General features: G+C 71.2%; 19 protein-coding genes and 1 pseudogene. 9 read left to right on the forward strand and 11 right to left on the reverse strand.

Going from position 1 to position 25,050, the window contains the following annotated elements:
* Positions 1 to 43: 43 nt before the first annotated feature.
* Entirely contained in the window at positions 44 to 4,612 is a 4,569-nt protein-coding gene (gltB, locus tag ACO2Q3_RS17985) for a glutamate synthase large subunit (RefSeq protein WP_423309715.1), read from the forward strand.
* 192 nt (positions 4,613 to 4,804) lie between these two features.
* On the opposite strand, the gene ACO2Q3_RS17990 is transcribed toward gltB, so the two are convergent.
* The 3 genes from ACO2Q3_RS17990 to ACO2Q3_RS18000 all read right to left on the reverse strand — a co-directional run bounded on the left by ACO2Q3_RS17990 (position 4,805) and on the right by ACO2Q3_RS18000 (position 6,540).
* On the reverse strand, positions 4,805 to 5,050 hold the full coding sequence (locus ACO2Q3_RS17990; protein ID WP_423309045.1) for a DUF3297 family protein: 246 nt from the start codon (positions 5,048 to 5,050) through the stop codon (positions 4,805 to 4,807).
* 82 nt (positions 5,051 to 5,132) lie between these two features.
* Positions 5,133 to 6,284, reverse strand: a complete 1,152-nt coding sequence (locus ACO2Q3_RS17995) for an iron-containing alcohol dehydrogenase (protein WP_423309047.1) — start codon at positions 6,282 to 6,284, stop codon at positions 5,133 to 5,135.
* Positions 6,285 to 6,324: 40 nt separating this feature from the next.
* Complete coding sequence (locus ACO2Q3_RS18000; protein WP_423309049.1) at positions 6,325 to 6,540, reverse strand: DUF805 domain-containing protein; 216 nt, start codon at positions 6,538 to 6,540, stop codon at positions 6,325 to 6,327.
* Positions 6,541 to 6,667: 127 nt separating this feature from the next.
* On the opposite strand from ACO2Q3_RS18000, the gene ACO2Q3_RS18005 reads away from it, so the two are divergent.
* Both ACO2Q3_RS18005 and ACO2Q3_RS18010 read left to right on the forward strand, forming a co-directional pair.
* On the forward strand, positions 6,668 to 7,477 hold the full coding sequence (locus tag ACO2Q3_RS18005) for a hypothetical protein (RefSeq protein WP_423309051.1): 810 nt from the start codon (positions 6,668 to 6,670) through the stop codon (positions 7,475 to 7,477).
* Positions 7,478 to 7,566: 89 nt separating this feature from the next.
* On the forward strand, positions 7,567 to 8,841 hold the full coding sequence (locus tag ACO2Q3_RS18010) for a rhomboid family intramembrane serine protease (RefSeq protein WP_423309053.1): 1,275 nt from the start codon (positions 7,567 to 7,569) through the stop codon (positions 8,839 to 8,841).
* On the opposite strand, the gene ACO2Q3_RS18015 is transcribed toward ACO2Q3_RS18010, so the two are convergent.
* Together ACO2Q3_RS18015 and ACO2Q3_RS18020 are read right to left on the reverse strand one after the other, a co-directional pair.
* Positions 8,838 to 9,995: an AAA family ATPase gene (locus ACO2Q3_RS18015; protein WP_423309055.1), complete on the reverse strand. Its 1,158-nt coding sequence runs from the start codon at positions 9,993 to 9,995 to the stop codon at positions 8,838 to 8,840. The genes ACO2Q3_RS18010 and ACO2Q3_RS18015 overlap by 4 nt on opposite strands.
* Positions 9,996 to 10,005: 10 nt before the next feature.
* Positions 10,006 to 11,151 (reverse strand): citrate synthase family protein, encoded by a 1,146-nt coding sequence (locus ACO2Q3_RS18020; RefSeq protein WP_423309057.1) that lies wholly within the window; start codon positions 11,149 to 11,151, stop codon positions 10,006 to 10,008.
* Between the two features lie 117 nt (positions 11,152 to 11,268).
* Here ACO2Q3_RS18020 and ACO2Q3_RS18025 point away from each other — a divergent pair, with 117 nt between their 5' ends.
* On the forward strand, positions 11,269 to 12,360 hold the full coding sequence (locus ACO2Q3_RS18025) for a citrate synthase/methylcitrate synthase (RefSeq protein WP_423309059.1): 1,092 nt from the start codon (positions 11,269 to 11,271) through the stop codon (positions 12,358 to 12,360).
* A gap of 46 nt (positions 12,361 to 12,406) precedes the next feature.
* Complete coding sequence (locus tag ACO2Q3_RS18030; RefSeq protein ID WP_423309061.1) at positions 12,407 to 14,347, forward strand: S9 family peptidase; 1,941 nt, start codon at positions 12,407 to 12,409, stop codon at positions 14,345 to 14,347.
* Positions 14,348 to 14,556: 209 nt separating this feature from the next.
* On the opposite strand, the gene ACO2Q3_RS18035 is transcribed toward ACO2Q3_RS18030, so the two are convergent.
* Positions 14,557 to 16,092: a CHAD domain-containing protein gene (locus tag ACO2Q3_RS18035; protein WP_423309063.1), complete on the reverse strand. Its 1,536-nt coding sequence runs from the start codon at positions 16,090 to 16,092 to the stop codon at positions 14,557 to 14,559.
* Positions 16,093 to 16,233: 141 nt separating this feature from the next.
* On the opposite strand from ACO2Q3_RS18035, the gene bioB reads away from it, so the two are divergent.
* Positions 16,234 to 17,232, forward strand: coding sequence for a biotin synthase BioB (gene bioB / locus ACO2Q3_RS18040; RefSeq protein WP_423309065.1), 999 nt, complete (start codon positions 16,234 to 16,236; stop codon positions 17,230 to 17,232).
* A 95-nt stretch (positions 17,233 to 17,327) separates the two neighbouring features.
* Positions 17,328 to 18,514, forward strand: a pseudogene (locus ACO2Q3_RS18045) (IS481 family transposase).
* A gap of 154 nt (positions 18,515 to 18,668) precedes the next feature.
* On the opposite strand, the gene queG reads toward ACO2Q3_RS18045, so the two are convergent.
* The 3 genes from queG to ACO2Q3_RS18060 form a co-directional block, all read right to left on the reverse strand.
* The gene (gene queG / locus ACO2Q3_RS18050; protein WP_423309067.1) at positions 18,669 to 19,718 is read right to left on the reverse strand and encodes a tRNA epoxyqueuosine(34) reductase QueG; all 1,050 of its coding nucleotides are present in this window, start codon (positions 19,716 to 19,718) and stop codon (positions 18,669 to 18,671) included.
* Entirely contained in the window at positions 19,699 to 20,385 is a 687-nt protein-coding gene (locus ACO2Q3_RS18055) for a glutathione S-transferase family protein (protein ID WP_423309069.1), read from the reverse strand. Before ACO2Q3_RS18055 ends, queG begins: the two co-directional genes overlap by 20 nt.
* Positions 20,386 to 20,524: 139 nt before the next feature.
* Complete coding sequence (locus ACO2Q3_RS18060; RefSeq protein ID WP_423309071.1) at positions 20,525 to 21,454, reverse strand: cation diffusion facilitator family transporter; 930 nt, start codon at positions 21,452 to 21,454, stop codon at positions 20,525 to 20,527.
* Positions 21,455 to 21,612: 158 nt separating this feature from the next.
* Here ACO2Q3_RS18060 and ahcY point away from each other — a divergent pair, with 158 nt between their 5' ends.
* A complete protein-coding gene (ahcY, locus tag ACO2Q3_RS18065; RefSeq protein WP_423309073.1) occupies positions 21,613 to 23,004 on the forward strand; it encodes an adenosylhomocysteinase in 1,392 nt (463 codons plus the stop codon).
* Between the two features lie 246 nt (positions 23,005 to 23,250).
* Entirely contained in the window at positions 23,251 to 23,934 is a 684-nt protein-coding gene (locus ACO2Q3_RS18070; RefSeq protein WP_423309075.1) for a M24 family metallopeptidase, read from the forward strand.
* 214 nt (positions 23,935 to 24,148) lie between these two features.
* Here ACO2Q3_RS18070 and ACO2Q3_RS18075 read toward each other — a convergent pair whose 3' ends face one another.
* Both ACO2Q3_RS18075 and ACO2Q3_RS18080 read right to left on the reverse strand, forming a co-directional pair.
* Positions 24,149 to 24,553: a VOC family protein gene (locus tag ACO2Q3_RS18075; protein WP_423309077.1), complete on the reverse strand. Its 405-nt coding sequence runs from the start codon at positions 24,551 to 24,553 to the stop codon at positions 24,149 to 24,151.
* The gene (locus ACO2Q3_RS18080; RefSeq protein WP_423309079.1) at positions 24,550 to 24,996 is read right to left on the reverse strand and encodes a helix-turn-helix transcriptional regulator; all 447 of its coding nucleotides are present in this window, start codon (positions 24,994 to 24,996) and stop codon (positions 24,550 to 24,552) included. Before ACO2Q3_RS18080 ends, ACO2Q3_RS18075 begins: the two co-directional genes overlap by 4 nt.
* Between the last annotated feature and the right edge of the window lie 54 nt (positions 24,997 to 25,050).

Below are 25,050 nucleotides of genomic sequence, written 5' to 3' on the forward strand. Positions count from 1 at the left end.
CGCTAGCCTCGAAGGGTTCGCGGGGGCGGTGGACTTCTCCACCCTGCCTGCTTCGCAGGCTGTCCCTCCCCACAAGGGGGAGGGTGAGACCGAGCGCTATCTTCACAATCGCGCCACGCTCATCGACGCCCACGCCTACGACCCCGACAGCGAACGCGACGCGTGCGGCGTCGGCCTGGTGTGCGCTATCGACGGCAAGCCGCGGCGCGAGGTGGTGGAACTGGCGATCAAGGCGCTGAAGGCGGTCTGGCACCGCGGGGCGGTGGACGCTGACGGCAAGACCGGCGACGGCGCCGGCGTGCTGGTGTCCGTGCCGCAGGACTTCTTCGCCGAACAGGTGCGCCGCACCGGGCACACCCTGCGCGGCGGCCCGATCGCCGTCGGCCAGGTGTTCCTGCCGCGCACCGACCTGGGCGCCCAGGAGACCGCGCGGACGATCGTCGAGAGCGAGGCCCTGCGCTTCGGCTTCTATCTCTACGGCTGGCGCCAGGTGCCGGTGAACACCGCGGTGATCGGCGACAAGGCCAACGCCACCCGCCCCGAGATCGAGCAGATCATGCTCTCGCCCCCCGCTGGCCTGGAGGGCGAGGCGCTGGAGCGCGCCCTGTTCCTGTGCCGCAAGCGCATCGAGAAGGCGGTGGAGCGCGCCGGCCTTGCCGGCTTCTACGTCTGCTCCCTGTCGGCCCGTTCGCTGATCTACAAGGGCATGTTCCTGGCCGAGCACATCAACGAGTTCTACCCCGACCTCAACGACGAGCGGTTCACCGCCGCGGTGGCGATCTTCCACCAGCGCTATTCCACCAACACCTTCCCGGAATGGCGCCTGGCGCAGCCGTTCCGCATGCTGGCGCACAACGGTGAGATCAACACCGTCAAGGGCAACCGCAACTGGATGAAGAGCCATGAGATCCGCATGGCCGCCCAGGCGTTCGGCGAGTTCGGCGAGGACATCAAGCCGGTGATCCAGGTGGGGTCCGACTCCATGTCGCTGGACAACACCTTCGAGGTGCTGGTCCGCGCCGGCCGCGACGCGCCGATGGCCAAGGCGCTGCTGATCCCGGAAGCGTGGGCCTCGAAGGGCGACCACCAGATGAAGCCCGAACACCGGGCCCTCTATTCCTACTGCAACGCGGTGATGGAGCCCTGGGACGGGCCGGCGGCGGTCTGCGCCACCGACGGGCGCTGGGTGGTGGCCGGCAAGGACCGCAACGGCCTGCGCCCGCTGCGCGTGGCCTACACAGACGACGGCCTGGTGGCGCTGGGCTCGGAGGCCGGCATGTTCGGCCTGGCCGACAGCCGCATCGTGCGCAAGGCGCACATCGCCGCCGGCCGGATGATCGCCGTCGACCTGGCCGAGGGCCGGCTCTACGGCGAGGACGAGATCATCGACACCCTGGCCTCCGCGCATCCCTACCAGGACTGGCTGGGCAACATGGTCGACCTGGAGAAGGAGATCGGCCCGGGTCCGGAGCCGCGGCGCTTCGGCCGCGAGGAGCTGACCCGTCGCCAGGCCGCAGCCGGCCTGACCCTGGAAGACCTGGAGATGATCCTCGCCCCGATGATCGAGGAGGGCAAGGAAGCCGTCGGCTCGATGGGGGACGACACCCCGCTGGCGGTGCTGTCCGACCGCTACCGGCCGCTGCAGCACTTCTTCCGCCAGAACTTCAGCCAGGTGACCAACCCGCCGATCGACTCCCTGCGCGAAACGGCGGTGATGAGCCTGAAGACCCGGTTCAAGAACCTCGGCAACATCCTGGCCCAGGACGCCGCCCAGGCCGACGTCTACGTGCTGGAAAGCCCGTTCCTGACCACCGGCATGTACCAGCGCATGACCGAGTTCATGGGCGAGAAGACCCTGGCGGTGATCGACTGCACCTTCCCGATCCCCGTCGATGAGGCGCGCCCCGGCGACGCCCTGCGCGCGGCCCTGGAGCGGGTGCGGGCCGAGGCCGAGGACGCGGCCCTGCGCGGCTGCGGCGCCATCGTGCTCACCGACGAGGCCTCCGGCCCCGAGCGGGTCGCCCTGCCGATGATCCTGGCCACCGGCGGGGTGCATTCCCACCTGGTCGCCAAGGGCCTGCGCAGCTACGTCTCGATCATCGTCCGCTCGGCCGAATGCCTGGACACCCACGGCTTCGCGGTGCTGGTGGGCGTCGGCGCCACGGCGATCAACGCCTACCTGGCGCAGGAAAGCCTGCAGGACCGGCTGGAGCGGGGGCTCACTGGCGACCTGACGCTGCGCGACGTGTGCCTGAACTACAAGACCGCCATCGAGGGCGGGCTTTTGAAGATCCTGTCGAAGATGGGCATCTCGGTGATCTCGTCCTACCGCGGCGGGCTCAACTTCGAGGCCATCGGCCTGTCGCGGGCCCTGGCGGCGGAGTTCTTCCCCGGCATGCCCAGCCGCATCTCCGGCATCGGCCTGGCCGGCATCGAGGCCCGGGCGGTGGACAACCATCGCCGGGCGTGGGAGTCGGGCGCGATCGTCCTGCCGGTGGGCGGCTTCTACAAGTCGCGCCGTTCAGGGGAAGCCCATGCCTTCGAGGCGCGGCTGATCCACATGCTGCAGTCGGCCTGCGACCGCGACGACTACGAGACTTACAAGGCCTATGCCGGCGCCCTCAAGACGCCGCAGGCCGTGCAGCTGCGCGACCTGCTGGACTGGCGCTCGGACCGCGCGCCGGTGAACCTCGACGAGGTCGAAAGCGTCAACGAGATCCGCAAGCGCTTCGTCACCCCCGGCATGAGCCTTGGGGCCTTGGGCCCCGAAGCGCATGGCGCGCTGAACATCGCCATGAACCGCATCGGCGCCAAGTCGGTCAGCGGCGAGGGCGGCGAGGATCCGGCGCGCTACAGGCCCCTGCCCAACGGCGACAACCCCAACAGCGCGGTCAAGCAGATCGCCTCGGGCCGGTTCGGCGTGACCGCCGAGTACCTGAACCAGTGCCGCGAGATCGAGATCAAGGTGGCCCAGGGCGCCAAGCCCGGCGAGGGCGGGCAGCTGCCCGGCTTCAAGGTCACCGAGATGATCGCGCGTCTGCGCCACGCCACGCCGGGCGTGACCCTGATCAGCCCGCCGCCGCACCACGACATCTACTCGATCGAGGACCTGGCGCAGCTGATCTATGATCTGAAGCAGATCAACCCGGTCGCCCGGGTGTGCGTGAAGCTGGTGGCGATGACCGGCATCGGCGCGATCGCCGCGGGCGTGGCCAAGGCCAAGGCCGACGTGATCCTGATCGCCGGCAACGTCGGCGGCACGGGCGCCAGCCCGCAGACCTCGATCAAGTACGCCGGCGGGCCCTGGGAGATGGGCCTGTCGGAGGCCAACCAGGTGCTGACGCTGAACAACCTGCGCTCGTCCGTGCGGCTGCGCGCCGACGGCGGCATGCGCACCGGGCGCGACATCGTCATCGCCGCCATGCTGGGCGCCGAGGAGTTCGGCATCGGCACCGCCAGCCTGATCGCCATGGGCTGCATCATGGTGCGCCAGTGCCATTCCAACACCTGCCCGGTGGGGGTCTGCACCCAGGACCCGGCGCTGCGGGCCAAGTTCACCGGCAGTCCGGACAAGGTGATCCGCCTGTTCAGCTTCATCGCCGAGGAGGTGCGCGAGATCCTGAGCCAGCTCGGCTTCCGCTCGCTGCAGGAGATCGTCGGCCGCTCGGACCTGCTGCAGCAGGTCAGCCGCGGCGGCGAGCACCTGGACGACCTCGACCTGAACCCGTTGCTGGTCCGCGCCGACCCCGGGGCCAACAAGCCCTATTGCACCGTCGAGGGCCGCACCGAACTGCCCGACACCCTGGACGCCCAGATCGTGCGCGACGCGGCCCCGCTGCTGGACCACGGCGAGAAGATGCAGCTGACCTACACCGTGCGGAACACCGCCCGGGCGATCGGCGCGCGCATCTCCAGCCATATCGTGCGCAAGTTCGGCATGGCGGGCCTGCCCGCCGGCCACCTGACCGTGCAGCTGAAGGGCTCCGGCGGCCAGAGCCTGGGCGCCTTCGCCGTCCAGGGCCTGCGCATCGAGCTCACCGGCGAGGCCAACGACTACGTCGGCAAGGGCCTGTCCGGCGCGACCATCGTCGTGCGCCCGGCGCCCGGCCTGCGCGCCGCGCAGGACCAGGCGATCCTGGGGAACACCGTGCTCTATGGCGCCACCTCCGGCCGGCTGTTCGCAGCGGGCCGCGGTGGCGAGCGCTTCGCGGTGCGCAACTCCGGCGCCGTGGCGGTGGTCGAGGGCGTCGGCGCCAACGGCTGCGAGTACATGACCGGCGGGACGGTGGCGGTGCTGGGGCCGGTGGGCTTCAACTTCGCCGCCGGCATGACCGGCGGCATGGCCTTCGTGCTCGACCCGGACGACCGCTTCGCGGCCATGGTCAACGACGGCTCGGTGGTGTTCGGCCGCCTGCGCTCGCCGCACTGGGAAGGCGTGCTGAAGGCGCTCGTCGAGGAACACGTCGCCGAGACCGGCTCCCTCTTCGCCGAGGAGCTGCTGCGCGAATGGGACCACGTCCGCGGCCAGGTCTGGCAGGTGACGCCGAAGGAAATGCTCAGCCGCCTGGAGCACCCGCTGGAGGTGGACGGAACGACGGTGGAGCGGGCGTAAGGGCCATCTCGCAGACCCCAGACACGAAACGGCCCGGCGCGCGTGGGGGGGACGCGGCCGGGCCTAGGTCGCCGCCGGGACCGAGGGGGGGAGGGTCGGCGGCGCTTGACACCTAAATGGTGGGCCAGGCCGGCATTCCAACCCCGGATTTTGTATATTTCTGCTGCGGTGGCGGCCCTGCGGCCGCGAAAATCAGGCTTCGGCGTCGCGCAGGTAGGGTTCGACCACGCCCTTGAGCTTGACCGTCATCGGGTTGCCGCGCCGGTCCAGGGTCTTGCCCACGGCCAGGCGCACCCAGCCTTCGCTGACGCAGTATTCCTCGACGTTGGTCTTGTCCTGGCCGTTGAAGCGGATGCCCACGCCGCGCTCCAAGAGGGCGGCGTCGTGGAACGGGCTGGCGGGATCGACGCAGAGGCGGTCGGGAAGGCTGTCGGTCATGAGGCGCTCGAGAGGGGACGATCGGCGATCGGATCGAAGGGCGCGGTGATAGCCGCGCGCGGGCCGATGAGCAACGTCCGCCCTATCGCGCCAGCTGCAGGATCTCCACCACGTCTTCCGCACTGGTGATCGGCCGAGGGTTGGAGCGCACGCCCCGGTCATGCAGCGTCGCCTCGGCGATCGCCTGGAACGCGTCCGGCCCGACGCCGACCTCCGACAGCCGCGTCGGCAGGCCGAGCCGCCTGGCCAGACCTTCCACCGCGGCGCTGGCGCTGCGGCCAGGCTGCCCCAGCAGGCCGGCGACCAGGGCCTGGCGGTGGTCGGCAACGCCCTCGTTCCATTTCAGCACCGCCGGCAGGGCGACGCAGGAGGTGAGGCCATGCGGCACGCCGTAGGTTCCGCCCAGCACGTGCCCGATCGCATGGCTGGCGCCCAGGCCCCGGCCGGCCCCGGCGCCCGACATCGCCAGCCACATGCCGATCTGGCACTCCAGCCGCGCGTCGAGGTCGGCCGGATGCGCATGCGTCGCCGCCAGGCCCGCGGCCAGCCGCTTCAGCCCGTCCGTCGCCAGGGCGTCTGCGTAAGGGGTGCGGACCGGGTTGCACAGCTGCTCCACGGCGTGGTCCACCGCCTTCATGCCGGTGGAGAACCACAGCCGCGGCGGCGTCTCCACGGTCAGCTCGGGGTCCAGCACCACGGCGCGTGGCGCGAGGCGCGGGTGGGCGAAGCCTTCCTTGGCGCGGCGAGCGGTGTCTGTGACCCCGGCGAAGGGGGTGAACTCGGCCGCCGACAGGGTGGTGGGGACGGCCAGCATGCGCACCCCGGGCTGCAGCGCCTGCGCCTTGGCCGATCCGGCGCGATAGTCGTCCAGCTGTTCGGGCGCCTCGAGGCCCGCCCACAGCGCCAGCTGCATCACCTTGGTGGCGTCGATCACCGAGCCGCCGCCGATCGCCAGCAGCAGGTCCGCCTCAAGCCGTCGCGCCTCGGCCGCCCCGGCGATCACCGCTGTCCGTGGCGAATGCGCGGCGACCGCGGAAAACAGGCCGACGCAGAGCTCGCCGAGGCCAGCCTTGAGGCCGGTGGCCAGGCCGTCCACCCCGTCCAGCGAGGCGGTGGTGGTGATCATCACCCGCCGCGCGTCCCAGGCGGCCGCCAGCTCGCGCACCACCTCCAGCGCCGGGCGGCCATAGACCACCTGTTCCTGCAGGCTGTTGCGATGGGTTCCGCTGAGCATGGGCGCCTCCCGATTGGGCCTGGCGCTTGCCGTCGCCCGTTCAGGGGACTGTAGACGCCTGGTCCCGGGAATCCACTGCCGGCCAGCGGGCGTAGGCGAACACCCAAAGCCCGATCCAGCCCACCAACGGCACGAAGTACAGCAAGGCCCACCAGCCGCTGTGCCCGGTGCGCCTCAAGATCCGCATCATCGGCGGCAGCACGGCCGCAAGGACGACGAGAATGATCAGCCAATGAACTGGCGACAGATTGCCCATGATTCCCCCTTGGAGCCTCGGCGCTCGACCTCAGGATGCATCGACGGCGGCCGATCGCCAACCCGCCCTGTGCAGCGCGCACGAACCGACCCATGATCTGGTCAGGACGTTTCGGGAAAGGGCGGGCGTGGGCGCGCTGGCGCGGCAGTGGAAGGGACTGGTGCTGGTCGGGGCCGTCCTGGCCATCGCGGCGGTCTTCGCGCCCGGGGCGGTGCAGCGGTGGAACGCCCGCCCGCCGTCGGCCGCCTGCCGCGCGCGGACGTTCGACGTCACCCTGGCCGGCCTCGGCCTGAAGGTCCCCGCCTCCCCGCTGCTCAAGCTCAGCACCGGCAAGGGCGCCGACGGCGGCTACGACCTGGCGGCGCCGCTGCAGCTGCGCGACTTCTGCGACCGCAGCCCACCGGAGCGCCCCGCCCGGATCACCGCGATCCGGCTCGACCTGGATCCCGGCGGACCCTGCCGCAACGGCCGTGACCGGCTGGCCGCCGTGGCCTGTCCGGACGCCGGGCGCTGGACAAGGGCGGCGATCTATTCGCCCGCGGAATTCGACCACCTGGCGCTGGGGTCCAGCCTGGGGGCCTATGAGTCCTTCCGCCGCGAGCGGGCCGTGACCGAGGTCAACGAGGCGCCGATGGAGGCGGTGCGGGTTGGCGCCTTCGAGCGCTATCCGGACGGCTTCTGGGTGGCCCCGGACTGGATGACGGCCTCGGGCGAGCCGGTGGCGATCTCTTGCAGTCCCGATCACCTCACGCCCGGCTGGCTGGCCTGCACCACGACCCACGCGGTCGGCGCCGGGCTGCAGGCGACCCTCGACTTTCGCGCGCCGGAGGCCGAGGTCGAGGCCACCGCCCGCCGCATCGAGGCTGACCTGACCCTGACCCTGGCCACCTTCGCCCCCGGCCAGGGCCTGGGCATGACCCCGCCACCGGCCAGCTGAACGCCCCGCCACGCGGCTTTCACCATTGCGAAAGCGCCCTCGGATACACCGCCAGGTGGCAATCCCCGCAGCCTGACGGGAGCGTGAGTATGGAACCGACGGCCCGCTTCGGGCGACGCACGGCGCCGCAGTCCGGCTGGCGCCCGGAGCCGGCGGCCCCGGTCGATGCGCCGCAGGCCGGGCGGCGCGTGACCCATTGGCTGAAGCCTCACGAACCGCCCACGCCAGTGTCCGAAGTGGTCGCCCCCGACGTCAGCAAGGGGTTCCCCCTGCTGACTTTCGGCATCATCGTCCTGCTGGCGGTGATCTTCTGGCAGCAGCTGGCCCACGCCTTCCTCATCGACCGCCATCTCAACATGAGCGTCGCCACCCTTCTCGCCGAAGGCGCGGACGGCCGCGATCTGGCGCGGGACCAGGGGTGGCGGGTGCTGACCGCTCCCCTGTTGCACGCGGGGCTCGGACATATCGTCGGCAACTGCGTCAGCCTGGTGTTCATCGGCTGGTACCTGGAGCGGCTGATCGGCCATGCCTGGTTCGCCATCGTCTATTTCGTGTGCGGCCTGGGCGGCGAAGTCGCCTCGCTGCTGCTCATGCCGCCCGACATCGTCGCCATTGGCGCTTCGGGCGCGATCATGGGCCTGTTCGGCGCCGCCTTCGTCTGCAGTTTCCACGTCGAAGCGCACGCCGGTCGCGGCCGCGCGCAGTGGCGGATCATGCGCTGGAGCCTGCCATCGCTGATCCCCACCCAGGGTGACGGCACGAACTACATCGCCCATGCCGGCGGCGCGACGGCCGGTGTGCTGATGGGCTTCCTGATCCTGACGGTGTGGCCGGAAACCCAGGCGCGGCCCCGCTTCGGCCGGGCGGCCGGCGGGCTGGCCCTCGCGGGCCTGGCCGCCAGCGCCCTCGCCCTGTGCCTCGTGGCGGCGAAATATCCGACCTATCAGGCCGCGACCGCCCGGTTCATCCCAGCCAGCCAGCTGTCGGACGACGAACCGACGATGGCCGCCCGGTCGGGTGATCTGGTCGATCGCTATCCGCAGGACCCGCGCAGCCACTACTACCGCGCGGTCTACTGGCTGCGGCTGCGCCAGCTGGATCCGGCGATCAATGAGCTGAAGGCCGGGATCGACACGCCGCCCGACCAGACCGACACCGTGCCTCCGTCGGTTCAGCCGACGATGAGAGTGTTGCTGGGCATGCTGCTGGTGGCGACGCATCGGCAGGACCAGGCGCGCGACGCGGTCGGCGTCGCCTGCGACTACCCGTTCGACGCGCCGCGGATGGTCGCGGCGATCCGCGAGTTCCGCGACACCGGCGTCTGCCCCTGGACGCCCGGCGCGCCGTCGCAGGCTTCGTCCTAGTCCTCGTCCTCATCCTCGTCGGCGAAGCCCCAGGCCTTCAGGCCCCGGACCGTCGTCGCGCCGTCCGCCTTGACCACCGTGCGGGGGGTGACCGCGCCATGCTCGGCGATGGCGGCGGCCAGGCGTTCGGAGTGGGTGACCACCCAGACCTGGGTGCGCTCGGCGGCCCTGGCGATCAGCCGCCCCAGCGGCGCCAGCATGTCCGGGTGCAGGCTGGACTCCGGCTCGTTCAGCGCGATGAACCCCGGCAGGCGGTAGGCCAGCAGGGCGCCCGCCAGCCCCAGGAACCGCAGGGTGCCGTCCGACAGCTCGTGCGCCTCGAACACCCGGTGCGGATAGTCCGGAAGGGCCAGGCCGAAGCTGGCGGCGCGACCGGGCTCGGGGACCATCAGGCGCGCGCCGGGGAAGGCGTCGGCCACCGTCTGGTCCAGGGCGGCGGTGTCCTGGCGGATGTGCGTCAGGGTGGCGAACACCGCGGCCAGGTTGGCCCCGTCCGACGCCAGGGTCGGGCTGGCCACCGCCGGGCAAGGCCGGCGCAGCGGCGAGGCCGCGTCGGTCCTGAGGTCGTGGTAGAAGCGCCAGTCGAGCAGCGCCGCCTTGACCGTCTGCAGGTCGGGAAAGCGCGAGGGGTCCTCCAGCCGCGACAGGGCGGTCTCCGAGGCCATCAGGTCGGCGTCGAACTCGGCCCGCGCGCCCGCCTCGTCCCGAGCGATCAGCTGCGGGCCGCGCCGCTCCAGCAGCTTGATCTCGCGCCGGCCGTGGCGGTGGACCAGGGCCTCTTCCTTGACCTGCGGCTCGGCGGCGAAGGCGGCGGCCGTGGGGTACGGATAGCCGACCTCCACCGAGTAGCCAAAGGCCGATGGCCCCGGCGCATCGCCCGGCGTCGCGCCCAGATCGACCGCCAGCGCGATGCGCGCCTCCTCATGGCGCTTGCGCGTTCCCGCCCAGATCGCCGAGTCCAGCCCGCCCTCGGCCGCCAGGTCCGCGGCCAGGGTTCCGGCCGCGGCGGCCTGCACCAGTTCCAGGGCGCGATAGAGATTGGTCTTCCCCGCGCCGTTGGCGCCCAGGAACACGCTCAGCCGCTCCACCGGCAGGGCGATGGAGCGAACCGAGCGGTACTGCCGCACCTTCAGTTCGCGCAGGAACAGGGTCATCGACCCGAGCTTAGCCTTCCGCCGGCGTGGGGCCTACATAGCGCGCGCGAGGGCGGATCAGGGCGCCGTCCCGCCCCTGTTCCATGGCGTGCGCGATCCAGCCGGCGGCGCGGGCGACGGCGAACAGGGCGAAAGGGGCATCCGGCGGCAGCTTCAGCGCCTCGGCCAGGGCCACCAGGGCGAAGTCGATGTTGGCCTTCAGGCCCGTGGCGGTCTCCACCTCGCGGCGCAGGGCCGCCAGCATCGGCGGGACGGGCAGCACCGCCAGCAGGGCTGCGGCGCGCACGTCCCCGTCCGGATAGAGGTTGTGGCCGAAGCCCGGAAACGGGGCCGCATCGGCGATGCGGGCGGTGACCGCCGCGCGCGGACCCAGGCGCACGGCTTCGTCCGACAGGGCGCGCACCCGCTCGGCCATGCCGCCGTGCAGCGGTCCCGACAGCGCCGCGAGCCCGGCCAGGGCGCTGGCCGCCAGGGAGGCGCCGGTGGAGGCGGCCACCCGCGCGGCGAAGGCCGAGGCGTTCAGCTCGTGGTCGGCCAGCAGCACCAGGGCGCGGCGGATCAGGTCGCACTGGTCGCGGTTGCAGCTCCAGGCCTGGCCCAGCCGCTCGTGGATCGGGCCGAACCCGGCCTCGCCCGCCACGGCGTCGGCCAGGTCGTCCAGCAGGTTCGCCGCCTCGTCGGCCAGCACGGCCGGGGCCTGGCCGCGCGCCGGGGCGTCGACGCCGGCCCGCGCCGCCAGCAACAGGAAGGCGCGCTCGCGCATGGTCTCCGCGCGCGGGATGCGGCCGGACCGGGTGAGGGGCGCCCCCTCGCCGCCACGCAGCAGCCGCGCCGCCGCCTCCAGCGTCTCGGTCTGGGCCAGGGCCACGGCGTCGCGGCCGCGGTAGTACAGCCGGCCGTCGACCACGGTGGTGATGGCGCTGGCCAGCACCGGCTCGCCCCAGGCGATCGCCTCCGCGGCGACGTCGGCGACCTTGCGGCTGCGGGCCTTGCGGCCGGAGAGCATCGCCACGTCGCCGGCGCGGTAGCGGCTGCGGCGCGGGTCTCTGGGGTCGGTCTCGGCGCGGATCCGACCGCGCGAGACATAGGCGTAGAGCGTCTGGGGCCGCACCCCCAGCCGCGCCATCGCCTCTTCCGCCGTGAGCCAGTCCGTCATGGTTCGATCCCGGCCCGCCGCGGCCAAAACGCCTCTTTTAGATTGATTATATTGATCAAGATTGACCTTCAGGCGTCAGGATCGCATCCCATCAACCACCGATCAAGGAGAAATACATTGATTGAAGGCATTGACGGTCTGGAAGGCGTGGTCGCCGCCGAAACCGTACTCTCCGAGGTGGACGGCGCCGCCGGCCGCCTGGTCATCCGCGGCCGCTCGCTGGACCAGCTTTCCGGCCACACCAGCTTCGAGGCGGCCACGCACCTGTTGTTCGACGGCTTCTTCGACGGCCTGCCGGCCGACCTGACCCAGCCCCTGGCCGACGCCCGCTCCGAGGTGTTCTCCGAGGTAAGGGCGCTGGACGCCGAACTCGTCGCGCGCACGCCGATGGAGGCCATGCGCGCCCTGACCGCCCGGCTCGCCGATGGCGACGACCTGGCCACGGCCCTGCGGCTGGTGGCGGCGCCGGCGGTGTTCACCGCCGCGGTGACCCGGGCCCAGGCCGGCCACGCGCCGCTCGCCCCGGACACCGCGCTCGGGCACGCCGCCGACATCCTGCGCATGACCCGCGGCACGGCGCCGACGGCGGCCGAGGTCGCCCTGCTGGACGCCTACCTGGTCACGGTGTGCGACCACGGCCTCAACGCCTCGACCTTCGCCGCGCGCGTGGTCGCCTCGACCCGCGCCGGCCTGACCTCGGCGGTGCTGGCCGGGATCAGCGCCCTGAAAGGACCGCTGCACGGCGGCGCGCCCGGGCCGGTGATCGACATGCTGGACGCCATCGGCAGCCCGGATAACGCCCGCGCCTGGATCGAGGCGGAGCTGGACTGCGGCGAGCGGCTGATGGGCTTCGGCCACCGCGTCTACCGCGTGCGCGATCCACGCGCCGACGCCCTGAAGCGGGCGATCAAGGCCATGGCCGACGGTTCCAACGCCCTGCCCGGCCGTCTGGCCTTCGCCGAGGCGGTGGAACAGGCGGCGCTGCAAATCCTCAAGGAACGCAAGCCCAACCGCTCGCTGCAGACCAACGTCGAGTTCTACACGGCGTTGCTGCTGGAGGCCCTGGCCTTCCCGCCGCCGGCCTTCACCTGCGTGTTCGCCATCGGCCGGGTGTCCGGCTGGATCGCCCACGCCCGCGAACAGGTCGCGGGCGGGCGCCTGATCCGCCCGCAGTCGCGCTACGTGGGCCCGACGCCGCTGGCGGCCTGACCTCCTCCCCGCTAGCCTGCCTTCCCAATCAGGAGAGGCAGGCGGCATGGCGGACGGCGACGTCATCACCCGGCCCTACGGGGCGTGGACCTCGCCGGTGACGGCGCAGAGTCTGGCCGAGGGCGCCATCGGCGTCGCCGACCTGCGGGTGGCGGACGGGCGGTTGTTCTGGCTGGAGAGCCGGCCGGCGGAAGGCGGCCGGATGGTGGCGATGACCCTGGCCGAGGGCGATCGCGTCGACCAGATCACGCCGGAGGGCTTCAACGTCCGCACGCGGGTGCATGAATACGGCGGCGCAGCCTACGCGGTTGTGGGCGACACGCTGTATTTCAGCAACTTCCCGGACCAGATGCTCTACGCGCAGCCGCTGGCGGGCGGGGCCCCCGAAGCCCTGACGCTGGCCGGCTATCGGTTTGCCGACGCGTCGGCGGCCCCCGGCGACTCCCTGGTCGCGGTCCGCGAGGACCACAGCGACCGGGGCAATGTGAAGAACGCGATCGTGCGCCTGTGGCTGGTCGCCGGCGACATCGGCGACGTGCTGTTCGCCGGCAGCGACTTCGTCGCCTACCCACGGGTGAGCGTCGACGGCCGGCGCCTGGCCTGGATGGCCTGGGACCACCCGAACATGCCGTGGGACGACACCCGGCTCTACGTCGCCGACCTCGGCGCGGACGGCCTGTCGAACGTGCAGGTGGTGGCCGGCGGCGTCGGCGAGTCGGTGATGGAGCCGCAATGGGGCGCCGACGGCGCGCTCTATTTCATCTCCGACCGCAGCGGCTTCTGGAACCTGTACGTCCTGCGCGACGGCGCGGTGCGGCCGCTGCTGGCCAAGGACGCCGAGTTCGCGGGCCCGCTGTGGGGGCTGGGCCAGGCCAACTACGCCCTGATGGACGGCGGGCGGATCGTCGCCGGCTACGGCGAGGGCGGGCGCGAGCATCTGGTGGTGATCGACGAGGCGAGCGGCGCCGTGCGCGAGGTCGCCGTCCCGTTCGGCGGCTGGGGCGGGCTGAAGCGGCTGGATGCGCGGCGTGTCGCCCTGGTCGGCGGCTCCGGCGACCAGACCGCGGCGGTGGCGACCGTGGACATCGAGAGCGGCGAGACGGTGGTGATCCGCCGCCCCTCCCCCGCCAGCCTGGATGCCAGATACGTCGCCCGGGCCCAGCCGATCAGCTTCCCCACGTCGGGCGGCCGCACCGCGCACGCGCTCTACTACCCCCCGACCAACGGCGACTTCACCGCCCCGGCGAGCGAGCTGCCGCCGCTGATCGTCCAGGCGCACGGCGGCCCCACCGGCCAGGCCTCGCCGTCGTTCAGCCTGGCCAACCAGTTCTGGACCAGCCGCGGCTTCGCCCTGGTGGACGTCGACTATGGCGGCTCGTCCGGCTACGGGCGCGCCTACCGCCAGCGACTGAACGGCCAGTGGGGCGTGGTCGACGTCGAGGACGTGATCGCCGCGGTGCGCTTCCTCACCGCCTCCGGCCGCGCCGATCCGAAGCGGGTGGCGATCCACGGCGGCAGCGCCGGGGGTTTCACCGTGCTCGCCGCGCTCAGCCAGAGCGACGTGTTCGCGGCCGGCGGCGACTTCTACGGCGTCTCCGACCTGGAGGCCCTGGCCCGCGACACCCACAAGTTCGAGAGCCGCTACCTCGACAACCTCGTCGGCCCCTACCCCGCCGCCAAGGCGGTGTACGAACAGCGCTCACCGCTCAACCACCTGGAAGGCTTCAAGGCGCCGCTGATCATCTTCCAGGGGGCCGAGGACCCGATCGTCCCGCCCAACCAGGCGCACATGATCCTGGACGCGCTTCGCCAGCGCCAGCAGCCGGTGGCCTATGTGGAATATCCCGGCGAGGGCCACGGCTTCCGCCGCGCCGAGCACATCATCCACGCCAAGCAGGCCGAGCTGTATTTCTACGGCCAGGTGCTGGGCTTCACACCGGCCGACGACCTGCCCGAGATCCGCATCGAGAACCTGCCGAAGCGTTAGGAAGGTTCGCGGAGGGCGCGGAACCCCTCACCTTCCCACGCGCCTTGCTCCGCAAGCCGCGCGGGCCCCTCCCTCTCCCTATGGGAGAGGTGAAATTGCGCGCGAAATCAGCGGCGTAAGACACCTCTCCCGCAGGGAGAGGGAGGGGCCCATGGCGACCGCCATGGGAGGGTGAGGGGTTCCGCCCTCTCCGCGAACGCGCGCGCCCCTCAATCCCAGAACGGCTTGGCCGCCTTGAACGCCTTGGCGGCCTCCGCCGCCGCCTGGATCAGGGCGGCTTCGCGGGCGGTCTCGCCGCCGATCAGGCGGCCGGCCGCCCAGTCCGTGGTTCCGGCGATGTCGGCGGAGGCGGTCAGGCCCCGCGCCAGGGTCTCCCCGGTGGCGATGTCGTTGAGCTCGCCCAGCCGATCCTGCAGCGCCTTCAGGGCATTGATGAAGGCGTCCACGCGCCTCGGCTTGTCGGACAGCGCCGACAGGGCGTCGGCGGCGTAGCGCAGCTTCTTGCAGTCGATGCGCAGGTGATGGCGCGCCTCGCGGCTCATCCCCGCCAGGTCGCCGCAGCGCTTGAGCACCTTCCTGCGCCGGCGGCCCAGGGCCTTGTCGGCGAAGTCGGCCAGCGAGCGGTCGCGGGCGGCGGCGCCCTCCGCCTTGCGCCGGGTCCAGGGTCCGACCTCGATCCACACCAGAATATCCATCACCAGGGCGCGGAAGCGCTCGCTCTCGGCGGCGGCGTGCGCCCGCGCGTAGGCGGCGGTGCGGTTGAGGCGCAGCTGCCGGCCGAGGTCGGCCAGGCCGGTCGGGTCCGCCTTGCGCCGGGTCGCCCGGCGGTAGGCGCCCGCCAGCAGAACGTCGAGGTTGCGCGCCTGGTCCAGCTCGCCGGTGAGCCACTTCAGTTCCGCCTTGAGCGCCGCCACCCGCCGGTCGGCGACCACCGGCCGGAAGCTGGAGATGGCGCTGCGCAGCCGGCGCACGCCCACCCGCATCTGGTGGATCACCTCCGGGCCCGGGGCCTGGGCCAGCCGCTCGGCGTTGGACACGGCCTGTTCCAGCGCCGCGCGCGCCACGGCCTTGAAGCCCTCTCCGGCGGTCATGCCGGCGCTGATGCGCGGCGCGCGGAACTTCACCGCGCGCGCGCCGGCCTTGGCCTTCAGCGCCATGCCGCGCCCGGCCTTGGTGGTGAACGACAGGGCCAGGCCATGCGCCCGCCGCACGTCCGCGGCGAACGCCAGCAGGTCGGCCGCCTTGCCGGACTTGAGCTCCAGCTCCAGTTCCAGGATCGGCTCGGAGCGCTCGCCGGCGACCACGCGGCCGCGGTCCAGCGCCACCTCGATGCTGGCGCCCTCCACCAGGCGCACCGCCTGGCGTCGCTCCACCTCAACGGTGAACAGCGGCTGCAGCTTGCGGCTGCGCCCCAGCGCCTTCTGCGCCGGCGTGCCCTTGAGCAGGCCGATGTCGGGCTTCGGTCCCGAGGTGGACGCCTCCCATTCGCCGCGCCCCATGCCGCCGCCGTTCGCCTGCGCCGTCTTCAGGGTCTGCACCCAGGCCTTACCGTCCGTACGCACGCGCAGCGCCATGCCGGCCTTGGCCAGCACCCCGGTCGGCGTGTCGAAATAGGTGGCCGACAGCGAGCGCACGCGCCCGTCCTCCCCCGCCACGGCGGCGAACACCGCCTCGGCGCGCGCCGGGTCGACGCGGAACTTCAGCTCGATCTCGTGCGGATCGGCGGCAGGGGATTGGCTGGGCATGCAGTCCTGGTCCGACGCGGGGTCACCCCTGTAGCATGAACGTCCGGATCGCCGATTTGTCTTGCATCATGACTTGGCGATCCTCCGGCCAACCGCTAACCCCGCCGGACCGTTTCAGGCTTGCAGTGATCAGGAGTTCCCATGACCCGCGACCCCGCCCAGCCGCGCTACGACTGGACCCTGGACGAGGTGGAGGCGCTGTTCGCGCTGCCGTTCACCGAGCTGGTGTTCCGCGCCGCCGAGGTTCACCGCCGCTGGTTCGATCCCACCGAGGTGCAGATCTCGCAGCTACTGTCGGTGAAGACCGGAGGCTGCCCGGAGAACTGCGGCTACTGCAGCCAGTCGCAGCACTTCGACACCGGCGTGCCGGCCTCCAAGCTGATGGACGTGGACGCGGTGCTGGCCGAGGCGGCCAAGGCGAAGGACGGCGGGGCGCAACGCTTCTGCATGGGCGCGGCCTGGCGCGACCTGAAGGACCGCGACCTGCCCAAGGTCTCGGCGATGATCTCCGGGGTCAAGGCGATGGGCCTGGAGACCTGCGTCACCCTGGGCATGCTCAAGCCGGATCAGGCGGTGGCGCTGAAGGACGCGGGCCTGGACTACTACAACCACAACCTCGACACCGGGCCGGACTACTACGCCTCGGTGGTCAGCACCCGCACCTACCAGGACCGGCTGGACACCCTGACCGCGGTGCGCGACGCGGGCATCTCCACCTGCTGCGGCGGCATCGTCGGCATGGGCGAGACCCGGCGCGACCGGGCCGGCCTGCTGCACGCCCTGGCCACCCTGCCGGCGCATCCGGACAGCCTGCCGATCAACGATCTGATGCCGATCAAGGGCACGCCGCTGGGCGGCTCCGAGCCGCTGGACGGGCTGGAGTTCGTGCGCACCATCGCCGTCGCCCGCCTGGTCTGCCCCAAGTCGGTGGTGCGCCTGTCGGCCGGGCGCGAGCACATGAGCCGCGAGACCCAGGCGCTGTGCTTCCTGGCCGGCGCCAACTCGATGTTCGTCGGCGGCAAGCTGCTGACGACCAAGAACCCCGAGCTCGACCAGGACGCCCGCCTGTTCGCCGACCTCGGCCTCAAGCCGATGGGCGAAGGCGCCCAGGCCCCGGTGGCCCTGGCGGCGGCGGAGTAGGTTCCCACCCTCCCCCTTTGTTCAGACCGGGGACATCGGTGACAGGTGTTCGGGGACATCCGTGACACATGTCCGATCTCGCAGGGAGGTCGGAGATGGCATTCACGGGGGTGTCTGCGATGGATCAGAAGCGTGAGTTTGTGCGGTTGGCTCTGGTGGAGGGGTGCAACCGGTCGGAGCTTTGCCGACGCTTCGGGGTGAGCCGGACGTTGGGGTACCGGCTGCTGGCACGCTATCGGCAGGAGGGTGAGGCTGGGCTGGATGAGCGCTCGCGCCGGCCGCTGAGCAGTCCTGGGCGCACGGCCGCGGCGGTGGAGGCGGCGGCTCTGGCGGTGCGGTCGGAGCATCCGGCCTGGGGCGGGCGCAAGATCGCCAAGCGGCTGGAGCGGCAAGGGCTGGCGGCGCCGTCACCCTCGACGGTGACGCAGGTCCTCAAGCGCCACGGCGTGGCGCTGGGGACCTTCGGCGGCGGCCATGCGCCGTTCACCCGCTTCGAGCATCCCGCGCCCAACGATCTGTGGCAGATGGACTTCAAGGGCCATGTGCCGATGCGTTCGGGCCGGCTGCATCCGCTGACCGTCCTGGACGATCACTCCCGCTTCTGCCTGGTGCTGGCCGCTTGCGCCGACGAGAAGACCTCGACCGTAAAGGCCAACCTGATCAAGGCCTTCGAGCGCTACGGCCTGCCCTGGCGCATGACCATGGACAACGGCGCGCCCTGGGGCAACGGACCTGGCGATCCCTACACCCCGCTGGGCGTGTGGCTCATCGAGCAGGACATCCGCGTCGGCCACTCCAGGCCATACCACCCCCAGACCCAGGGCAAGGACGAGCGCTTCCATCGCTCCCTGAAGGCCGAGGCCCTGGCCGGCCCTCCCTTCGAGACCCTCCACCACGCCGCCAGACACCTCGAGCAATGGCGCGGCGTCTACAACACCCAGCGCCCGCACGAAGGTATCGGCATGGGCGTCCCCGCCGAGCGCTACGCCGTCAGCCCAAGAGCCTATCAGCCCAAGCCCCGGCCCTTCGACCACGGACCAGACGACCAGCTCCGCCGCGTCCCGCCAGAGGCCCGCATCAGCTTCAAAAGCCGCCGATGGCGCGTGCCCAAGGCCTTCAACGGAAAGCTCGTCGCCGTCAGGCCGACCCAGACCGACGGCCTCTACGACGTCTTCTTCCGAACCAACCGCATCGCAACCATCGACCTCAACCAGTCCGACTGACATCATCCACATGTGTCACGGATGTCCCCGAACACCTGTCACCGATGTCCCCGGTCTGAACACCCTTGTGGGGAGGGACAGCCCGCGCAAGCGGGCAGGGTGGGGGTTACCTGCCGGTGCACAGGCCAATCTCGCTAGCCGGCGCGCTCCACCGCACTTCCCCACCCCGATCGCTTCGCGATCTGTCCCTCCCCATGAAGGGGAGGGCGGGACTCAAGCGCGCGTGAGCCGCGCCACCGCCCATTGCGCCGCGTCGCGGACCACCGGATCGGGATCATCGAGCAGCGGCCGCGCGGCGTCGGCCAGCGCCGGGTCGCCCGAGTTGCCGATCGCGTAGAGCACATTGCGCACCAGCCTGGCGCGGCCGATGCGCTTGATCGGGCTGGCCGAGAACAGCGCGGCGAAGGCCGCCTCGTCCAGCGCCGCCAGCTCGGCCAGCGCCGGCGCGCGCAGCGCCTCGCGCGCCGCCAGCTTCGCCTCTCGGCCGGCCTGGGCGAACTTGTTCCACGGGCAGACCGCCAGGCAGTCGTCGCAGCCGTAGATGCGGTTTCCAAGCGCGGGACGCAGGGCCGCCTCGACCGGTCCGGCATGCTCGATGGTCAGGTAGGAGATGCAGCGCCGGGCATCCAGCTGGTAGGGCGCGGGGAAGGCCGCCGTCGGGCAGGCGTCGAGGCAGGCGCGGCAGGCGCCGCAGTGGTCGGCCTCCGGCGTGTCCGGCGCCAGCTCGGCGCTGGTCAGCACGCTGCCCAGGAACAGCCACGAGCCGAACGTGCGGGAGACCAGGTTGGTGTGCTTGCCCTGCCAGCCCAGGCCGGCGCGCTCGGCCAGCGGCTTCTCCATCAGCGGGGCGGTGTCGACGAACACCTTCACCTCGCCACCGAGCCTGGCCTTGATCAGGCCGCCCAGTTCCTTGAGCCGGCCCTTCATCACCTCGTGGTAGTCGCGCCCCTGGGCATAGACCGAGATCGCCCCCCGGTCCGGCCGCTGCAGCACCGCCAGCGGATCGCTGTCGGGCCCATAGTTCATGCCCAGCATCACCGCCGAGCGCGCCTCGGCCCACAGGCCGTTGGGATGCTCGCGGCGCGGGGCCGTCTCGGCCAGCCAGTCCATGGCGCCGTGCCGCCCGGCCGCCAGGAATTCGCGCAGATGACCGCCCGCGGCCCAGGCCTCGGTCACCGAGGCGATGCGGCAGACATCGAAGCCCAGGCGCGCGGCCCGCTGGCGGATGCGCTGCGGCGCGTCCTCAGAAGTCCAGGTCGTCATAGTGGCCCGCCGGCGCCAGCCCGGGCCAGCGGTCGGCCAAGATCGGCCGGAAGGCCGGGCGGGACTTCAGCGTCATGTACCAGGTCTTCACCGCCGGGAAGTCGCGCCAAGGGATGTCGCCGAAATAGTCCAGCACCGAGATGTTCGCCCCCGCCGCGAAGTCGGCGTAGCTGAGTCGCTTGCCGGCCAGCCAGTCGCGGTTCTGCAGCAGCTTCTCCAGATAAGTCAGGTGGCCGCGCAGGTTGTCGCGGCCCTGGCGCATCGCATAGAGGTCCGGCGCCCCCAGCTTCAAGAGCCGCTTCTCCAGCTTCTCGTGCAGCAGGAAGCCGTTGACCTCGTCGTTGAACTTGCGGTCGAACCATTGCATCAGCCGCCGCGCCTCGGCCCGTTCGGCGGCGTCGCGCCCCAGCATCGGCGGCTGCGGGACCTGTTCGTCGAGGTGCTCCAGGATCGCCCGGGCCTCGCAGATCACCAGGCTCTGGCCGTTCTGCACCTCCACCAGCACCGGCGGCACGCCGGTGGGATTGAGCGCCACGAAGTCCTTGGGCTGTTCCCAGTAGCGCACGACGTTGTCGGCGAACGGCAGCCGCTTCTCGCCCAGGGCGAGGCGGACCTGGCGCGAGGCCGGGTCGAGCGGAAAGTGGTGCAGCGTGCGTTCGACACTCATGGGAGGCGCGTTCTAGGCCAATTTGCAGCGCAAACAACGCGCTCATCGGCGTTAACACCGCCTTTACCGTGAGGCATTTTGCACGCAACGCCTGCGCGAAGCATGGCCTGAGTTACCGCCGGAGCCAGGGCCGAAAGCGCTACGCGTGCGTCTCGGCGAACGCGCCGCCGTGCGGTTCGGCCCGGCCGCGCGGGTCCGGGTGGATCAGGATGTCGGCGGCGGGGAAGGCTGCGAGCACCCGGTTCTCGGCGGCGACGACGATGGCGTGGGCCTCGGAGAGGCTGACGTCCGGATCGATGTCGGCGTGCATCTGGATGTGGACGTACGGCCCCGCCGCGCGAGTGCGCAGCTGGTGCACGTCCAGCACCCGGGGGTCGGAGGTCATCAGGGCGACGATGCGGGCCCGGTCCTCGTCCGGCAGCTCGCGGTCCATCAGCTGGGTGGACGCCTCGCGGAACACCTGGATGGCGCCGGCCAGCAGGATCGCGGCCACCACCAGACCGGCAGCGGCGTCGGCGCCCAGCCAGCCGGTGGCCGCCGTCACGCCGATGCCCAGCAGGGCGGCAACATTCGAGGCGAGGTCGGAGAAATAGTGCGCCCGGTCGCCCGAGACGGCCACCGAGGCGGTCTGCTTGAGCACCCGGCTCTGGGCGCTGATCAGGGCGAAGGTCAGCAGGATCGACGCCGCCATCGCCGCCATGGCCCAGGTGGTCTGCTGCACGCGGCTGGGCTCGAGGAAGTGGCGGATCGCCTCCTGGCCGATCAGGGCGGCGGAGGCGAACACCAGGCCCGCCTGCAGCAGGCTGGCGAACGCCTCGGCCTTGCCATGGCCGAAGCGGTGCTCGGCATCCGGCGGCGCCGCGGCGTACCGCACGGCGAAGAAGGTCACCAGCGAGGCGACCAGGTCCAGGCCGCTGTCGGCCAGCGACGCCAGCAGCGCCACCGAGCCGCTGGCGATCCACACCACCGCCTTCACCGTCACCAGCACGCTGGCCGTGGCCACCGACAGGATGGTGATGCGGCGCGTCAGCACGGCGGTCTCGGCGGGGGTCAGGCCCGTGGTCTGCATCACCTCCCCATAGGGCCACGCGCCAGACGGCTCCAGCGCGACCGACTCGCAACGGGACGGTGAGTCGCAGGCCCGAGATATAAAGATATCCTTATGCGATGGTTGCGAACTGGGGGGCGGCGGTCTATAGACCGCGCCAGATCAACAAGGAGCCCCTCGTGGCCGACTATATCGTCAAGGACATCGCCCTGGCCGACTGGGGGCGCAAGGAAATCGAGATCGCCGAAACCGAGATGCCGGGCCTGATGGCCGTGCGCGCCGAGTTCGGCAAGGACAAGCCGCTGAAGGGCGCCCGCATCGCCGGCTCGCTGCACATGACCATCCAGACGGCCGTGCTGATCGAGACCCTGCAGGCCCTGGGCGCCGACGTGCGCTGGGCCAGCTGCAACATCTTCTCCACCCAGGACCACGCCGCCGCGGCGATCGCCGCCCAGGGCACCCCGGTGTTCGCCTTCAAGGGCGAGAACCTGGTCGAGTACTGGGACTATGCGCACAAGATCTTCGAGTGGTCGGACGGCGGCTACCCGAACCTGATCCTCGACGACGGCGGCGACGCCACCCTGCTGTGCGTGCTCGGCCCCAAGGCCGAGAAGGACCCCTCGATCCTCGACAAGCCGACCAACGAGGAAGAGGAAGCGCTGTACGCGGTGATGAAGCGCTACCTGAAGGAAAAGCCGGGTTTCTATTCGGCGATCCGCGACGCCATCAAGGGCGTGTCGGAAGAGACCACGACCGGCGTGCACCGCCTGTACCAGATGGCCGAGCGCGGCGAGCTGCCGTTCCCCGCCATCAACGTCAACGACAGCGTCACCAAGTCCAAGTTCGACAACCTGTACGGCTGCCGCGAGAGCCTGGTGGACGCCATCCGCCGCGGCACCGACGTGATGCTGGCCGGCAAGGTGGCCGTGGTCTGCGGCTACGGCGACGTGGGCAAGGGCTCTGCGGCGTCGCTGCGCCAGGGCGGCGCGCGGGTGATCGTCACCGAGATCGACCCGATCTGCGCCCTGCAGGCGGCGATGGAAGGCTATGAGGTCCTGACCATCGAGGACACCCTGAAGACCGCCGACATCTACGTCACGGCGACCGGCAACAAGGACGTCATCACCGTCGACCACATGCGCGGGATGAAGAACAACGCCATCGTCTGCAACATCGGCCACTTCGACTCGGAAATTCAGATCTCCGGCCTGCGCAACTTCAAGTGGGACGAGATCAAGCCGCAGGTGCACCACGTCGAGTTCCCGGACGGCAAGAAGATCATCGTGCTGTCGGAAGGCCGCCTGGTGAACCTTGGCAACGCCACCGGCCACCCCAGCTTCGTGATGAGCGCCAGCTTCACCAACCAGACCCTGGCCCAGATCGAACTGTGGACCAACGGGCCGCGGTACGAGACCAAGGTCTACACCCTGCCCAAGCACCTCGACGAGAAGGTGGCCATGCTCCACCTGGAAAAGCTGGGCGCCAAGCTGACCCAGCTCTCCAAGGTGCAGGCCGACTACATCAACGTGCCGCAGGAAGGCCCGTTCAAGCCGGACCACTACCGCTACTAGGATATGGGGCCCCGCGCGGCGCGGGTTCGCGCGGGGCTACCCCATTGCTTCCACTCATTTTTCTGCTCATCCCGGCGAAAGCCGGGACCCAGGCAAGAGCCTCCATCGGCAGGCTGTCTGACGATGTTGAGCGGACAGATTGGCAGGGCGGATCACGCCGAGGGTCTTGCCTGGGTCCCGACTTTCGTCGGGATGCTCGGGTTGTGAGGGACGAGCGCGCACCGCGCAATCTGGAAGGAGCCTGCAATGCCAGCCCAGGCCATCGGCGCCCAGGAGTTCGTCGGCGCGGCCTTCTCGCTGCAGAAGATGGTCCGCGCCCGCGACCTGACCTTCGAAGCCGTGCGGCGCATCGCCGCCAGGATCGTCCCCGGGACCACCGAGGGGCGCGGCGACGAGATCGCCCTCGAAGAGCTGACAGCCATGGGCATGGACCGCCTGTGGCACCGCAACGTGATCCGTTTCGGCGCCGGCACGCTGGAGACCTTTCACGGCGACTTCCGCCCGGACTATGTGCTGCAGGCCAACGACATCTTCTTCGTCGACCTGGGGGTCGTCTGGGATGGGCACGAGGGCGACGCCGGCGAGACCTTCGTGGTCGGCGACGATCCCGAGATGGCGGCCTGCGCCGACACGGCCAAGGCTCTCTGGCACGAGGTCGCCGACCGCTGGAAGGGCGGGACGGGGCTCACCGGCCAGGCCCTCTACGACTTCGCCCGCGACCGCGCCGAGGCGCTGGGCTGGCGGCTGAACTGGGAGGTCAAGGGCCACCGGGTCAGCGACTTCCCGCACGCGATCTACAAGGCCGGCGACCTGGGCGACCTCGACGCCCCGCCCACCACCGGCCTGTGGATCCTGGAAATCCAGATCGCCCACCCCACCCGCCCGATCGGCGCCTTCTACGAGGACCTGCTGGTGGGGGATGTGGGCTGAGCGCAATTGGAGCCGACGCCCCCTCCCGTCACCCCGGGCGGAGCGCAGCGTAGACCCGGGGCCAGCCCGTCGGACGCTCAGAGAAGGGTGATCGGGCGCCGAGACGGCAGCGATCCGTTGGACGTCTTCTGGGTCGAGGCGCCGCTGGCCCCGGATCGGCGGGCGCTGACGCGCCCTTGTCCGGGGTGACGAGCTTAGAAGTGGCTCAAGTCGCTTACCGCCCCTCGATCATCTTCCAGCCGTTGCCGGACGGGTCGCGGAAGCTGGCGTCCACGGCGCCGTAGCGTTCCACCGGGTCCTGGGTGAACTCCACGCCGGCGGCGGCCATGCGGGCGTGCGCGGCGCGGCAGTCGGCGACCGCCAGCACCAGAGGCGGCATGGCGCCCTTGGCCAGCAGCTCCTGCGCCGCCTGGGCGGCCGCCTCGTCCATCGTCGGCGGGCCTGGCCTGAACAGGCCCAGCTGGAACGACGGCTGGTCCGGATGCTGCACCGTCAGCCAGCGGTAGTCGCCGTTGCGCGCGTCGGTGTGCACCTTGAACCCCAGCTTTTCGACATAGAACTTCAGCGCTTCATCCTGGTCGCGGACATAGACGCCGACGACATTCACGCCTTCACTCATGGGACTTCCTCGACAATCGCCCCGAGGACCGCCTCGGGCTGGGCGGCCTTGGTATCGGCCGCCTCGCGCCGCCGCTTCTCCGAAACTGCGATCTTCAGGTCCGGCCGGCTGGCGGCGGCGGCGAAGCACGGCGGGGTCAGCCAGGGCGCCGGCGACGGGGCGCCGCGGGCGCGGCACTCCCCGGGGCTTTCGCCCAGGATGTCCCGGAACACCCGGCCGAAGGTGCCCAGGCTGTTCCAGCCGGTCTGGAAGGCGATCTCGGTCACCGGCAGGTCGGTCTCGCGCAGCAGCCGCGCCGCCCGCTCGATACGCCGGGTCAGCAGGTAGCGGTGCGGCGGAACGCCGAACGCCGCCTTGAACGAGCGCGCGAAGTGGGCCGGCGAGACGCCGCTGACCCTGGCCAGCCGCTCCACCGGCCACGCCTCGTGCGAGGCGCCGTCCATGCGGTCCCTCGCCCGCAGCAGGCGTCGCAGCAGGCGCGGATCCTGGGGTTGCGT

This window comes from Caulobacter sp. KR2-114 (assembly GCF_049446115.1).
Lineage (GTDB): Bacteria > Pseudomonadota > Alphaproteobacteria > Caulobacterales > Caulobacteraceae > Acaudatibacter.

Bases quoted from the DNA above. Each gene is read 5' to 3' on its own strand.
- ACO2Q3_RS17990 (WP_423309045.1), bottom strand. From the start codon at position 5,050: ATGACCGACAGCCTTCCCGACCGCCTCTGCGTCGATCCCGCCAGCCCG.
- ACO2Q3_RS17995 (WP_423309047.1), bottom strand. From the start codon at position 6,284: ATGCTCAGCGGAACCCATCGCAACAGCCTGCAGGAACAGGTGGTCTAT.
- ACO2Q3_RS18000 (WP_423309049.1), bottom strand. From the start codon at position 6,540: ATGGGCAATCTGTCGCCAGTTCATTGGCTGATCATTCTCGTCGTCCTT.
- ACO2Q3_RS18010 (WP_423309053.1), top strand. From the start codon at position 7,567: ATGGAACCGACGGCCCGCTTCGGGCGACGCACGGCGCCGCAGTCCGGC.
- ACO2Q3_RS18015 (WP_423309055.1), bottom strand. From the start codon at position 9,995: ATGACCCTGTTCCTGCGCGAACTGAAGGTGCGGCAGTACCGCTCGGTT.
- ACO2Q3_RS18020 (WP_423309057.1), bottom strand. From the start codon at position 11,151: ATGACGGACTGGCTCACGGCGGAAGAGGCGATGGCGCGGCTGGGGGTG.
- ACO2Q3_RS18030 (WP_423309061.1), top strand. From the start codon at position 12,407: ATGGCGGACGGCGACGTCATCACCCGGCCCTACGGGGCGTGGACCTCG.
- ACO2Q3_RS18035 (WP_423309063.1), bottom strand. From the start codon at position 16,092: ATGCCCAGCCAATCCCCTGCCGCCGATCCGCACGAGATCGAGCTGAAG.
- bioB (WP_423309065.1), top strand. From the start codon at position 16,234: ATGACCCGCGACCCCGCCCAGCCGCGCTACGACTGGACCCTGGACGAG.
- queG (WP_423309067.1), bottom strand. From the start codon at position 19,718: ATGACGACCTGGACTTCTGAGGACGCGCCGCAGCGCATCCGCCAGCGG.
- ACO2Q3_RS18055 (WP_423309069.1), bottom strand. From the start codon at position 20,385: ATGAGTGTCGAACGCACGCTGCACCACTTTCCGCTCGACCCGGCCTCG.
- ACO2Q3_RS18060 (WP_423309071.1), bottom strand. From the start codon at position 21,454: ATGCAGACCACGGGCCTGACCCCCGCCGAGACCGCCGTGCTGACGCGC.
- ACO2Q3_RS18070 (WP_423309075.1), top strand. From the start codon at position 23,251: ATGCCAGCCCAGGCCATCGGCGCCCAGGAGTTCGTCGGCGCGGCCTTC.
- ACO2Q3_RS18075 (WP_423309077.1), bottom strand. From the start codon at position 24,553: ATGAGTGAAGGCGTGAATGTCGTCGGCGTCTATGTCCGCGACCAGGAT.
- ACO2Q3_RS18080 (WP_423309079.1), bottom strand. From the start codon at position 24,996: ATGGACGGCGCCTCGCACGAGGCGTGGCCGGTGGAGCGGCTGGCCAGG.